We start from the raw sequence: 13,158 nt of genomic DNA, 5'->3' as shown, positions 1-13,158 counted from the left end.
CCCTTCTATCGCCGCCCGGGCGGTGCTGTCACAGGGCGGGGGTTTGTTGCTGGCCGCCGGACACCTGCCCGTCCACCACGTCGATGAGCCAGTACCCCTCGTGACCGGATTCGGTGGAGGAGCCCGCGCCAAAGACATGGGGCCGGTCGGCGGTGGCGGGATGGTGGTAGCGCCGGTGGATGTGGCCGTGCAACACCGCGTAGCGCGGGCCCGGCAGCAGCTTCAGCAAGGCGTCCGCGTCCCGGAGGCCATGGTGCCAGCGGTCCGGCCGTCCATGGGGATTGAGCGGCGCGTGGTGCACCACCACCAGGATGGCGCGGCCCTCCAGCCGGGCATCCTTCAGCAGCGCGGACAGGCCTTCGAGCTGCGCCTCGCCGATGACGCCGTAGGACAGGCCCGGCGTGCGCGGCACCCGGGCGGACAGCAGGCCCACCACCGCGGCCTCGGTGCCCAGCAGCCGGACGAAGGGAAAGGCGCCCTCGCGGCGGTACTCCGGCAGGTCGCTCTCCAGCAGGTGGCCGAAGTACTTCGCGAAGCGCCCGGTGCGGTGGCTCCCGGGCGTGAAGACGTCGTGGTTGCCGGGGATGACGGTGCAGCGGCGGGGGTCCTCCGCCAGCGCGCCCAGGGACTGGCGGGCGCCGCTGAACTCACCGTCCAGCGCGTACGCCGTCAAGTCGCCGGAGAGGATGAAGTGGTCCACCTGGAAGGTCTGCGCGTCCCGGGCAATGGCGGCCAGCGCCTGAGGCGCGCGCGCGTACCGCCGGGCGCGGCCTCCCACGGTGAGCTCCGCCAGGGCCACCCAGCGTCGCCAGCCCAGCCGGTGCAGCGGAAGCGCGAAGTAGTCCTCGGTGATGTGGACGTCGGAGCAGTGGGCGATGCGCATCGAGGGGTCTTTCCGCCAATCACGACGAACGTAGCACCCGCCCCCGGAGGCGTCGACGAAGCAGGCCGCGGGCACTGCGGCGGGCCCCCCGCGTCGGTTATGGTCCCCCGCGACGATGATTCGCTCCGCGTGCCCGCACGCCCCCTCTTCCCACGGCCTCCGGGGGTGCCCATGAGCCAGGTCCGAGGCCGCTTCGCGCCCAGTCCCACCGGGCGCATGCACCTGGGAAACCTCCGCAGCGCGCTGCTCGGCTGGCTCCACGCGAGGGCGGCCCACGGCCGCTTCCTGCTGCGCATCGAGGACCTGGACCGCGCGCGCTGCAAGCCGCGGCACGTCGAAGATTTGCTGCGCGACCTGGAATGGCTGGGGCTGGACTGGGACGAGCAGCCCCTCTTCCAGAGCCAGCGGGACGGCCTCTACCGCGACGCGCAGGCGAAGCTGGAGCGTGAGGGGCGCGTGTATCCCTGCTTCTGCACCCGCGCGGAGATTGCGCGGGCCGCCAGCGCGCCTCACGGGCTCTCCGACGAAGGCCCCCGCTATCCGGGCACCTGCGCGCGCCTCACCCGCGAGCAGATTTCCGAGCGCGCCCGCGCGCGCGCGCCCGCGTACCGCTTCCGCGCGAGCCCCGGCGAGGTCCGCTTCGTGGACGGATTGCAGGGCCCGTACTCGCAAGACGTGGACGCGGTGGTGGGCGACTTCGTCGTGCGGCGCAACGACGGGGTGGCCAGCTACCAGCTCGCGGTGGTGGTGGACGACGCGGCCACGGACATCACCCACGTGCTGCGCGGGGACGACCTGATCTCCTCCACGCCCCGCCAGCTCCAGCTCTACGCGGCGCTGGGCCTGCGCGCGCCCGACTTCCTCCACGTCCCGCTGGTGCTGGGCGAAGACGGCAAGCGGCTCGCCAAGCGCGAGGGGGCCTTCGCGCTCGCGGAGCTGCGTGAGCGTGGCGTGGCGCCCGAGCGGGTGCTGGGCCTGCTCGCCGCATGGAGCGGATGGGGAGCGGGCGGCCCCATGACGCTCGCTGAGCTGGTGCACCGCTTCCGTCCCGAACGGCTGCCGCGCGCCCCCGTCGTCGCGGGCGAGGCCGCGCTCCAGGAAGCACTCGGCCTGGGGTGAGCCCGAGCCCCGCCCTCCCCCACGGAGAGGCATCCGAAGATGGCGGAATCGTGCGTCCGCTGCCCCATGCCCATGTTTGCCGCGGACATGAGCGCCTTCTTTGTTCGGGGCGCTCTCAGGCATCAGGAGGGGCAGCACCATGGCAGCCATCGTCGAGAACCAAGCGCCCGGCGACATCTCCGCCGTCGCGGGCAACCCCTACAAGTTGAGCTGGGGCGCCATCTTCGGCGGCGCCTTCGTCGCCCTGGCCTTGTGGCTTCTGCTGAACTCGCTCGGGCTGGCGCTCGGGCTGTCGTCGGTGGACCCCAATGACCCGAGCAGCGCCCGGGCGGCGGGCATCGGCACCGGCATCTGGGGCGCCATCGCGCCGCTCATCGCCCTCTTCTGCGGCGGCTTCGTCGCCGCGCGCACGGCGGGCCGGCTGGACAAGCTCGGCGGCGCGCTGCACGGCGCGGTGATGTGGGGCCTGACGACGTTGGTGGGCACCGCCTTGCTGGGCATGCTGCTGTCGTCCATCATCGGCACCGCGCTGCGCGCGGGTGGCGCGGTGGTGGGGGCCACCGGCTCGGCGGTGGCGGGCGCGGCCTCGGGCGGCGGACAGGCGGCGCAGACCTTCGGGCTGGACGCCAATGACGCGCTGGCCCCCATCAACCGGCGCCTCCAGGCGGAGGGCAAGCCGGCCATCACCGCCAACCAGCTCCAGGCCGCTACGTCCGATGTCCTGAGCACCGCCCTGCGCACGGGCAACCTCGACCAGGAGGTGCTCGTCACCTCCATCGCGGAGAACACGCGCTTGTCGCGCCAGGACGCCCAGGAAATCGCGGGCCGGGTGGGTGACCAGTTCACCGAGTTCCGGAGCCAGGCCGGACAGATGGGCGAGCAGATCCAGCAGGGCGCGCTGCAGGCGGCCGAGCCCACCAGCCGCGTCTTCTGGGGCATCTTCGCGTCACTGCTGCTGGGCCTCATCTCCGCGGTGCTCGGCGCCACGGTGGGCGTGAGCCGCCGTCAGCGCATCGCCGCCGAGGGCGCCGTCATCACCACGCCGCCCACCCGCCCCACCGGGCCCACCGAGCCCACCGGCCCCCGCCGCGAGGTCTATCCCTAGGGGGCAGCCATCCCGGCCGCGAGCGCCCGCACCCGGGGGCTCGCGGCCGGCGCTCGTGCGAGGAAGCCCTGGAGGCATATCCTCCAGACGTCCATGTCCGACCGGTCGCCCCTCATCCGCTGGCTCGTCATTCCCGGGGTGAGCCTGGGCGTGTTCATCTTGAGCGTCGCCCTCTCCTACTGGCTGACGCGCCCCGTCCACGAAGCGCCACTGCCCGTCGGACCGCCCCCCGCCGAGGAGCTGCCCTCCCCGCGGCCCCCCGAGCGCATCGCCCCCACGCCCGGCCTGTCCCCGCCCAGCGCCACACCCCCGCCGGTGCAGCCACCTCCCGGTTTCCCGTCCGCGCGGAGCGAGGTGCCCGCGCCGCCCGCGGCCTCGGGGGACCCGCGGCGCGTGGTGGAGGTGGAGCCCGTGGTCGAAGCCACCACCGGCCGCATCCACGCCGACGACATCCGCGCCGCCATCCAGGCGGTGACTCCGCTCGTGCAGCAATGTTTCGAAGACGCGGCACAGCGCAACCGGGGCCCGCAGACAGTGAAACTGCGCTTCACCGTGGAGACGGGCGACGAGGGCGGGGTGATGAACGCGGGCGAGCTGGTGTCCAGCACCATTCCGGACCCCTTCGTGCAGGCGTGCGCGCTGGACTCGCTGCTGGACGTCCGCTTCCCGGCGCCCTTCGGCGGAGGAAAGGCGACGGTCGTCTACCCCTTCGAGTTCCGCGTCCCCGGGGAGACTGGCCGGTAGGGCCGGGTTTTGCGTAAGGTGCCGGAGCCCCCGACCCTTCATGCCCGTGACCGTCGAACAGCTTGGTTCCCATGACGCGGAAGCCCTTCGGGGGCTGCTGTCGAAGGACCCGGTCCACAACCTCTACCTGCTGGGGTTGCTGGAGGAGTTCGGCATCGCCCCCCGTGGCAGGGTGCCCTTCGCCTTCTACGGACGCTTCGACAGCCAGGTCCTCACCGCCGCCGTGTTCGTGGGCGGCGACGGCGGACTGGTGGTGCCCAGCGCGAGCGACTCGGGCGCCACCAGCGTCATCGCGGACGCGCTGGCCTCGCGCCTGAAGCTGCGCTCCACGGTGGGGGACAAGTCGTCGGTGGACGCGCTGCTGCGCAGCCTGGCGCCGGGCAAGCCGCGCCTGTCTCGCACGCAGCGGCTGTTCAGCGTGTCCGCGGACGACCTGGGCCCCTTCACCAACCCGCTCTTGCGGCTGGCGAAGGAAGAAGACTTGCCCCGGCTGCTGCCGCTGGCCCAGGGCTACGTGCGCGAGGTCCACGAGCGAGACCCGCTGGCCGAGGACCCGCGCGGCTACGAGGCCCGCGTCATCCAGCGCATGCGCCAGCGCCGCACCTACGTGCTGGAGGAGAACGGCGCGCTGGTGTTCAAGGTGGATATCGGCAGCCGCTCCCAGTACGGCGCGGAGCTGGAGGGCCTCTACACGCTGCCTTCCGAGCGAAAGAAGGGCCACGCCCTGCTGTGCCTGGGCCAGATTTCCCGCCACCTGCTGTCCTCGCTGCCGCGGCTGACCCTGCGCATCGACGAGCGGGACGAGAGCACCGCCCGCATCGCCCGCAAGGTCGGCTACCTGGCCGGACGGACGTGGCGGCTCGTCCTGGTGGAGTAGCCACCGGCCGCGTACAGTCCGCGCCCGCATGAGCCGTCCCACGCCTTCCCGCCGTCCCCTCTCTGGAGAGGGCCCCGTCATCCTCCACGCCGCCACCGACGCGCGCTGGCTGCCCCTGGCGCTCGAGCGGTTCGACGAGGTGCTGGTGGACCATGCCCACTGCGAGAAGAAGGCCGCGGCCAACGCCCTGTCCATGCTCCAGGCCTACCCGGACCTGCCGGGCCTGCCCTCGCAGATGGCGCGGCTGGCGCGCGAGGAGAGCGCCCACCTGGCCCGCGTGTTGGACCTGATGGCGGCGCGCGGCCTCACGCTGACGAAGGACGCGGGGGACCCCTACGCCCAGGGCCTGCAGAAGCTGATTCGCACGCCCGCCGCCGAGCGCCGCATGGACCGGCTGCTGGTGGCCGCCGTCATCGAAGCCCGCTCCTGCGAGCGCCTGTCCCTGCTGGCCGAGGGCCTCACCGACCCGGCCCTGGCGCGCTTCTACGGCGAGCTGGCCCAGTCCGAGGACGGCCATCAGTCGCTGTTCTACCGGCTGGCCGTCACCGCGGCCGAGGGCGACGAAGCCAGCGTGAAGGCGCGGCTGGAGTGGATGCTGGAGCGCGAGGCCCAGGTCATCACCGACGTGGGCCTGCGCGCCGCCATCCACTGAGCCGTCACGGCCCCGTGGGCGCCCGCAGGCCCACGGCCGGACGAGGCGCCGCTGGCGCCGTCGAGGCGCCCTTCTCCAGCGGCCACGCCCAGGGCACGGCCACCGTGAGCAGGAGGACCAGCCCCGCGGTGAGCGGCGTGCCCAGCCGGAAGAAGTCCGTGAAGCGGTAGTGCCCCGGGCCGTACACGAGCACGCAGCTGGGCTCCAGCGGGGTGATGAACGAACAGCTGGCCGCCAGCGTCACCGCCATGGCGAAGGGCCGCGCGTCCACGCCGAGCTGCTGCGCGGCGTTGATGGCCACCGGCAGCACCACCAGCGCCGCGGCCTGGTTGCTCATGGGCGCCGACAGGACAATGGTCAGCACCATCAGCAGCACCATCACCGTGCGCGGGCCGCCATACGCGCCCAGCGCCGCCACCCTATCTCCCACGAACGCGCCCGCGCCGCTCACCTCCATGGCCAGCCCCAGCGCCATCATGGAGCCGATGAGCAGCACCACGCGCCAGTCCACGCGGAACGCGGTGCGCGGGTCCACGCAGCCGGTGGCAATCATCAGCAACATGCCGGTGAGGCCCGCCACCGACAGCGGCACCACGCCCAGCGAGCCCGCCGCCAGCGCGCCCAGGAACAGCACCACCGCCAGCAGCGCCTTGCCGTAGCGCGGGGGCTGGTACTCGTGGCCGCTGAGCACCGTCAGGTTGCCGCCCCGCGCCAGCTCGTCCACCCTGTCTCGCGCGCCGCGCAGCAGCAGCACGTCTCCCACCGACAGCGGCAGCATGGACAGCGAGCGCTCCCCGAAGGTGCGGCCCAGGAGCTGGAGCTTGGTGACGCGCTGGATGGCGGGCTTGCGGTGCAGGGCCAGCGCCACCATGCCGTAGCGCTCCACGAAGAGCGTCTCCTTCAGGCTGCGCCCCACCAGCGGACTGCCAGGCGGCACGCTGGCCTCGATGAGGAGGGTGTCCTTCACGCGCAGCTCCTCGTCGGACAGCCGCACGTCCGGGCGGATTTCGATGCCGCGCAGGTCCTTCACCCGCAGAATCGTCTCGCGGTTGCCCTCGATGAGCAGCCGCTCGTCGCCGCGCAGCCGGTAACCCGGCACCGCGGACAGGGCCTCGCCGTCGCGGATGATGCCGATGACGCGCAGCCCCAGCCCCTCGGAGATGTCCCCCAGCTCCTTGCCCACGTAGCGCGAGTCCGGCGGCAGCACCGCCTCCGTGAGGTAGTCGCGCAGCGTCCAGTCCTCCATGGCGCCGTGCCCCTCGCGCGCGGGCAGCAGCCACGGCGCCAGCAGCACCACCCCGAGGATGCCGATGATGGCCAGCGGAAACCCCACCGGCGCCAGCTCCGTCACGCCGATGCCCGGCATGCCCTGCCGCTGCATCGCGGCGGACATCACCAGGTTGGTGGAGGTGCCGTAGAGGAACACCATGCCGCCCAGCATGGAGGCGTAGGCCAGCGGCAGCAGCACCTTGCTCTTGGGCACCTTGGCGCGCTGGGCGGCGCCAATGGCCACCGGCAGGAAGGCCGCCGTCGTCACCGTGTTGGAGATGACAGAGGAGAAGACGGCCACCGCCACCATCATCGCCATGACGAACGTCTGATGGCCGAAGCGGGCGAAGAAGGCCAGCCGTTGGCCCACCAACTGAACCACTCCCGTCGAGGCGAGCCCCTGCGTCATCGCGAGCAGCGTGAAGATGAAGATGACGGTGTCGTTGCTGAACCCCTCGAACGCCTGCGCCGGCGAGAGCACGCCCGTGAGCGCCAGCAGGCACACCACCACGAGCGAGCTGACCTCGATGGGAAGCGTATCGAACGAGAACAGCACCAACGCGACGACGACGACACCCAGGACGATGGCGATGGTCATAAGGCCCGCCCCAAGCTGTATTCGCCGCGCTGATATGGCGAGTGTCGTGGCGCAGTGCGCCGTTTACTTCTGGATGCCCGGGCTCTGATAAGTGGAATTAGGAGCGGCCTGTTCGGTACCACGGTGGGGAGGCGGTCGCGGGTTGCATTTATGCCCCCCTTCCAGAACGTTTGGGGCCTGTCTCCAGACATGAACCACAAGGACGAATCCATGGCTTCGACGCAAGATGCGGCGGAGGGCCAGCAGGCCCCCACGAAAAACCCCACGCTCCTCGCCTGGGTGGCCAAGATGGCCGAGATGACCCAGCCGGACCGCATCGTCTGGTGTGACGGGTCCGAGGCGGAGAAGAAGCGGCTGACGGACCAGGCGGTGCAGGAGGGCATCCTCATCCCGCTGAACCCGGAGAAGCGCCCCAACAGCTACCTCCACCGCTCCAACCCGAACGACGTGGCGCGCGTGGAGCACCTCACGTTCATCTGTACGCCGAACAAGACGGACGCCGGCCCGACGAACAACTGGATGGAGCCCGAGGCGGCCTACACCAAGCTGGGCAACCTGTTCACCGGGTGCATGAAGGGCCGCACCATGTACGTGGTGCCCTACGCCATGGGCCCCATCGGCAGCCCCTTCACCAAGCTGGGCGTGGAACTCACCGACAGCATCTACGTCGTGCTGAACATGCGCATCATGGCGCGCATGGGGAAGCAGGCGCTGGACATGCTGGGTGACAGCGACGACTTCAACCGCGGCCTGCACAGCACCGGCGACGTGGACCCCGACCGCCGCTACATCTGCCACTTCCCCCAGGACAACACCATCTGGAGCTTCGGCTCCGGCTACGGCGGCAACGTGCTGCTGGGCAAGAAGTGCCTCGCGCTGCGCATCGGCAGTTACCTGGGCCGCGAGGAAGGCTGGATGGCCGAGCACATGCTCATCCTGGGCGTCACCAGCCCCAAGGGTGAGACGACCTACGTCGCCGCCGCCTTCCCGTCCGCGTGTGGCAAGACGAACTTCGCGATGATGATTCCGCCCCCTGAGTACAAGGGCTGGAAGATCGAGACGGTCGGCGACGACATCGCGTGGATGCACCCCGGTCCGGATGGCCGCCTGTACGCCATCAACCCGGAGGCCGGCTACTTCGGCGTGGTGCCCGGCACCAACTACAAGACGAACCCCAACGCGATGGAGTCCATCGCCAAGGACACCATCTTCACCAACGTGGCGATGACGCCGGACGGCGACGTGTGGTGGGAGGGCAAGGACGGCGAGGTCCCCGACGAGCTCACCGACTGGCAGGGCCGCCCCTGGAAGAAGGGCAGCACGGAGAAGGCGGCGCACCCCAACAGCCGCTTCACCGCGCCCATGTCCAACAACCCGGCGCTGAGCCCCAAGGCCAATGACCCGACGGGCGTGCCCATCTCCGCGCTCATCTTCGGCGGCCGCCGCTCCAACACCGTCCCGCTGGTGCTCCAGGCCTTCAACTGGACCCACGGCGTGTTCCTGGGCGCCACCATGGGCAGCGAGACGACGGCCGCGGCCACCGGCAAGGTCGGCGTCGTGCGCCGCGACCCCATGGCCATGCTGCCCTTCTGCGGCTACCACATGGGGGACTACCTCCAGCACTGGCTGGACATGCAGAAGCACATCGCCCAGCTGCCGAAAATCTTCCAGGTCAACTGGTTCCGCCAGGACAAGAGCGGCAAGTTCATGTGGCCGGGCTTCGGTGAGAACATGCGCGTGCTGGAGTGGATCGTGAACCGCGTCCACGGCCGCGTCCCCACCCAGGAGACGCTGCTGGGCTGGGTGCCCCGCGCCGACGAGGGCCTCAACCTCAAGGGCCTGGACCTGGCCTCCGACGTGGTGACGGAAGTCACGTCCATCAAGGAGGACGAGTGGAAGTCCGAGCTCAAGAGCCAGGAGGTCTTCTTCGAGCAGCTCGGCACCAAGGCGCCGGACGCGCTGATGCTCCAGCGCAAGCTGCTGATGGCTCGCCTGGACCACTGAGTCCCCGCCCTGTAACAGCCTGAAACACCCCGGGGCCGCTTCCCGCTCGCACGGAGCGCGGGGGCGGCCCTTGCGTTTTTCACAGGAAGTAAAAGTCAGCACTTCGACCTTCCCGGAGCTCCGCGCTAGGCTCTCAGGTCATGAGACTGGCTTTCGTGTTGTCGGTGATTCTCGCGCTGGCGCCTCCGGTGGCGTTCGCACAGCGGGGGAAGAGTGCAGCGGCCCTCATCAAGGAGGGTGAGCGCCTGTACCAGGCAGGCAAGTACCGCGAGGCGGCGGAGGCGCTGAAGAAGGCGCATGAAGCCCAGCCCCACCCGCGGCTCATCTACAACATCGCCATCTCCCTGGAGAACGCGGGCGACCTGCGCGAGGCGGTGAGCTGGTACCAGCAGTACGTGGGCGCCACCGACGGCACGGACCCGACGCTGCTCAAGCGCAGCGCGCGCAGCATCGACCGGCTGCGGGTCCTCATCGAGAAGGAAGACCAGGCCACGGCCGCGTCCAACGCAGAGCGCCAGCGGCTCCAGGACGAAGCGGACGCCGCGCGCCGGCAGGCGGAGGAAGAGCAGCTCGCGGCCCGCCGCGCCGAGGAAGAGAACCGGCGCCAGCAGGAGGCCGAGCTGCAGCGCGCGCTCACGTCCTACAAGCGCCAGCGCATTGGCGCCTTCGCCTCGGCCGGCGTGGGCGCGGCGGGCGTCGTCGCGGGCGTGCTCTTCGGCCTGCAGGCGCGTGACGCGCGCGAGCAGTTCGACAGCGCCACCAACGTGCCGTCCAAGGAGGAGTTCGCCGACAAGACGCGCAGCCGCGCGCTGCTGGCGGACATTGGCTTCGGCGTGGGCCTGGCGGGGGTCATCACCGCCATCGTCCTCTACCCGAAGGAAGGCCCCCCGGTCGCGGGTGAGGTGCGAGTCACGATGGCGCCCCAGGGCGCCGGAGCAGGAATGGCGGTGAGCTTCTGATGCGCGCGCTGAGACTGATGATGACGGGAAGCACCCTGCTGATGGCCGGGTGCAGCTTCACCGCCGCCGGGGGCCTGACCGAGTGTGAGACGTCCTCGGACTGCGAAACCGCGCAGGTGTGCAACGCCGGCTACTGCCTGCCGCAGCCGGAGGGCTGTGGAGAGGTCTACGGCCCGACCAGCTCGGCCAACGCCATTCCCCTGGGCGCCGCGGTGCCGCTGAGCACCTCCGACGGCCCGGACGAGTCCGAGGTGCAGGCGCTCAACGCCATCAAGCTGGCGCTCGACGAAATCAACCAGCGCGAGGGCGTCAACGGCCGGCCCTTCGTCCTCCACATCTGCGACACGCGCTCGGAGCCGAACCGCGCCGCCGAGCAGGCGCAGTGGCTGATTCGCGAGCGCCAGGTGCCGATGATCTTCACCTCCAGCAGCGCCCAGGCGCTCGCCGTCGCCACGCACACCGTGGCCAACGGGGTGCTGATGCTGACCTACAGCGGCACCAGCCCCGACATCGCCAACATCAACGACAGGATTGGCACCAGCGCGGGCCTGGTGTGGCGGACGGCGCCGTCCGACGCGGTGCAGGGGCGCATCATCGGCGACCTGCTCCAGGGCGACATCCTCGTGAATGGGGCCCCGCTCTACGACAGCGTCTCCAAGGTCGGCATCAGCTACGTGAATGACGCCTACGGACAGGGCCTCTTCGGCGTGACGCTGGGCCGCATCGACGCCACCCAGCGGACCGTGACGTCCGCCCAGTACAGCCGCAACGGCACCGACATCAGCAGCGTGGTGCAGCACATCACCACCGACCAGCCGGATGTCGAGGTCCTCATCGGCTTCTCCGAGGACAACGCGCGCATCATCAACCAGACGGCCACCGCGGGACGGACCAGCCAGCGGTGGTTCTTCACCGACGCCGGCAAGGACCGCGGCCTCTTCACCGCGCTGGGCACCAACACGAACCTGGTGGAGGGCGCCTACGGCACGTCACCCGCGCAGGCCCGCCCGGACCTCGTCTACCAGCTGTTCGCGCAGCGCTTCCGCTCCGCCAACAACCAGACGGACCCGGGCCAGTACTCCTTCACCGCGCACGCGTATGACGCCATGTACCTGGTGGCGCTCGGCGCCGCGTACGCCGCGGGCCCCGACGTCAACGCCCCGCAGGCCATCACCGGCACGCGCATCGCGGACGGCCTGGCGCTGGTGACGCCGCCCGAGGGCACCTCCGCCCCGGCGTTCAACCTGGGCACGGACGGCTTCGCGGGGGCCCGGGCGGCCATCCGCAACGGCACGGTCATCAACGTGACGGGCGCCAGCGGCAACCTCGACTTCAACGCCGACGGCGAGGCGCCGTCCGAGTACGAGCTGTTCCGCGTGCAGGCCGGCGAGTTCATCACGGTGCAGCTCATCGCCCCGCCCGCGGACTGAGGTGAAGGGGCCTCAGGGCCCCAGCGTCCGCGCGAGCACCTCGACGGCGGCGGCGAACTCCTCGGGCTGGGGCAGCAGCGACAGCACGAGGAAGGCGCCGCCGCCGAAGTCGTAGAAGTAGCCCGGCTGCACCCGCACGCCCGCGTCCAGCAGCGCCAGGCAGGTGGCCTCCTCGCCGGGCGCCCTGGGAATCCGCGCCACCGCGCTCCACCCGCCCTCCGCCGGCACCACGTCCCAGCTGGCGTCGCGAGCCCGGGCATTGAGCAGGCGCTGGCGGTTGCCCCGCACCCGCTCCAGCACCGCCGCCTGGAAGCGCGGCGCGTGGGCCAGGAGCGCTGGCAGGGCCCGCTGCACGGGCGTGCCCACGGGCAGGTACGTGTCCCCCACCCAGTCCAGCCGGGCCAGCGCCTCGTCACGGAGGGCCGCGGGCCCGCCCACGTGCGTCCACGCCAGTTTGAGGCCGGGCAGCCCCGCGGACTTGGAGAGGCCGCCCAGGGCGAAGGTCAGCATTGGCAGCGCGCGCCCCGCCACGGTGGCCACGCGCCCGGGCGCCGGGGCCCAGGCGAAGGGCGCGAAGACTTCATCGCAGACGAGCGCCAGTCGGCGGCGCGCGCACACGTCCGCCAGCGCCGCCAGCTCGCCTTCGTGCAGGAAGTGGCCGGTGGGGTTGCCGGGGTTCACCACCAGCACCGCGCGGGTGCGCGCGTCGCAGGACTCCGCCACCCGCCCCGCGTCCAGGCCAAAGCCATGCGCGCGAGGCAAGGCGTAGGAACGCGTCTGGACGCCCTCCAGGCGCGCGAGGTGCTCGAACAGGGGGTAGCACGGGGCCGGGACGAGGACGTTGTCCCCTGGCTCGCACAGGAGCTTGAACAGCCAGCCGTAGGCTTCACTGGTGCTGGAGGTCAGCAGCAGGTGCGCTTCGGAGACGGAGGCGCCTCGGGCCGCGAAGTCCGCCACCAGCGCGTGTCGCGCGGAGGCGAGCCCCAGGGACGCGGGCTCGTAGGCGAAGGCGTCCTCGGGGGCCAGGAGCGCCGCGTCCGGCAGGGGCAACCCCACCCGCGTGGGGTTGGATTCCGTGAGGTCCAGGAGGGGGCGGCCGCTGGCGCGGTGCCTTTCGAGCGCCAGTGCCAACGGGTTGGGGGTCCGTGCGAAGTCCGTCCGCGCGGAGAAGCGGCTCACAGGCCCGTTTGCAGCATGGCGTTCGCGACACGGCGAATCAGGTCGCGGCGAACCTCCTTGCGGCAGTGCTCGATGGCCTTGTCATGAGGCCGGGGAAGTTGAGGGTCGCGCGCGCGCAGCGCGGTCCGGAGCACGAGCTCGACCTTGGAGGGCTCGATGTGAAAGAGCCGAGGCCCTTCCTTTTGCAGGAAGTAAGAGAGCCCCCTCTGGTCGATGAGCTTCTTGTAGAGCCGCCGGACGTCCGCGAGGAACGTGAGATCGATGATGTCCGCCATTCGTGAGGCGTTCTCGCGCGGAAAAAACGGCACGTCCATTTCACGGCCGCATGTCCCGAAAACT

General features: G+C 71.0%; 12 protein-coding genes. 8 read left to right on the top strand and 4 right to left on the bottom strand.

Features of this window, described 5'->3' with window-relative positions:
* Positions 1-28: 28 nt before the first annotated feature.
* Positions 29-883, bottom strand: a complete 855-nt coding sequence (locus KGD87_RS33125; RefSeq protein WP_163785201.1) for a metallophosphoesterase family protein — start codon at positions 881-883, stop codon at positions 29-31.
* 171 nt (positions 884-1,054) lie between these two features.
* On the opposite strand from KGD87_RS33125, the gene gluQRS reads away from it, so the two are divergent.
* The 5 genes from gluQRS to KGD87_RS33100 all read left to right on the top strand — a co-directional run bounded on the left by gluQRS (position 1,055) and on the right by KGD87_RS33100 (position 5,380).
* Complete coding sequence (gene gluQRS, locus KGD87_RS33120) at positions 1,055-2,002, top strand: tRNA glutamyl-Q(34) synthetase GluQRS (RefSeq protein WP_284664929.1); 948 nt, start codon at positions 1,055-1,057, stop codon at positions 2,000-2,002.
* A gap of 139 nt (positions 2,003-2,141) precedes the next feature.
* Complete coding sequence (locus KGD87_RS33115; RefSeq protein ID WP_284664928.1) at positions 2,142-3,107, top strand: hypothetical protein; 966 nt, start codon at positions 2,142-2,144, stop codon at positions 3,105-3,107.
* Positions 3,108-3,200: 93 nt separating this feature from the next.
* Complete coding sequence (locus tag KGD87_RS33110; RefSeq protein WP_284664927.1) at positions 3,201-3,851, top strand: AgmX/PglI C-terminal domain-containing protein; 651 nt, start codon at positions 3,201-3,203, stop codon at positions 3,849-3,851.
* 40 nt (positions 3,852-3,891) lie between these two features.
* Positions 3,892-4,728, top strand: a complete 837-nt coding sequence (locus KGD87_RS33105) for a GNAT family N-acetyltransferase (RefSeq protein ID WP_163780955.1) — start codon at positions 3,892-3,894, stop codon at positions 4,726-4,728.
* 28 nt (positions 4,729-4,756) lie between these two features.
* Complete coding sequence (locus KGD87_RS33100) at positions 4,757-5,380, top strand: MiaE family protein (protein ID WP_163780957.1); 624 nt, start codon at positions 4,757-4,759, stop codon at positions 5,378-5,380.
* Positions 5,381-5,384: 4 nt separating this feature from the next.
* Here KGD87_RS33100 and KGD87_RS33095 read toward each other — a convergent pair whose 3' ends face one another.
* Complete coding sequence (locus KGD87_RS33095) at positions 5,385-7,247, bottom strand: SLC13 family permease (RefSeq protein WP_284664926.1); 1,863 nt, start codon at positions 7,245-7,247, stop codon at positions 5,385-5,387.
* Between the two features lie 210 nt (positions 7,248-7,457).
* Between KGD87_RS33095 and KGD87_RS33090 the strand changes: the two genes are divergently transcribed.
* The 3 genes from KGD87_RS33090 (at position 7,458) to KGD87_RS33080 (ending at position 11,640) form a co-directional block, all read left to right on the top strand.
* Entirely contained in the window at positions 7,458-9,251 is a 1,794-nt protein-coding gene (locus KGD87_RS33090; RefSeq protein ID WP_284664925.1) for a phosphoenolpyruvate carboxykinase (GTP), read from the top strand.
* 140 nt (positions 9,252-9,391) lie between these two features.
* Complete coding sequence (locus KGD87_RS33085) at positions 9,392-10,210, top strand: tetratricopeptide repeat protein (protein WP_284664924.1); 819 nt, start codon at positions 9,392-9,394, stop codon at positions 10,208-10,210.
* The gene (locus KGD87_RS33080) at positions 10,210-11,640 is read left to right on the top strand and encodes an ABC transporter substrate-binding protein (RefSeq protein WP_284664923.1); all 1,431 of its coding nucleotides are present in this window, start codon (positions 10,210-10,212) and stop codon (positions 11,638-11,640) included. Before KGD87_RS33085 ends, KGD87_RS33080 begins: the two co-directional genes overlap by 1 nt.
* 12 nt (positions 11,641-11,652) lie before the next feature.
* Here the strand turns inward: KGD87_RS33080 and KGD87_RS33075 are convergent, their stop codons facing one another.
* Complete coding sequence (locus tag KGD87_RS33075; protein ID WP_284664922.1) at positions 11,653-12,819, bottom strand: pyridoxal phosphate-dependent aminotransferase; 1,167 nt, start codon at positions 12,817-12,819, stop codon at positions 11,653-11,655.
* Positions 12,816-13,094 carry a hypothetical protein gene (locus KGD87_RS33070; protein WP_013935584.1) on the bottom strand — a complete coding sequence of 93 codons (279 nt, stop codon included), beginning with the start codon at positions 13,092-13,094 and terminating at the stop codon, positions 12,816-12,818. The genes KGD87_RS33075 and KGD87_RS33070 overlap by 4 nt, the downstream gene beginning before the upstream one ends.
* Positions 13,095-13,158 lie beyond the last annotated feature (64 nt).

Origin of the sequence: Myxococcus sp. SDU36, from assembly GCF_030168875.1 — a bacterium.
Lineage (GTDB): Bacteria > Myxococcota > Myxococcia > Myxococcales > Myxococcaceae > Myxococcus > Myxococcus vastator.
This window is presented reverse-complemented; position numbering and strand designations above follow the sequence as displayed.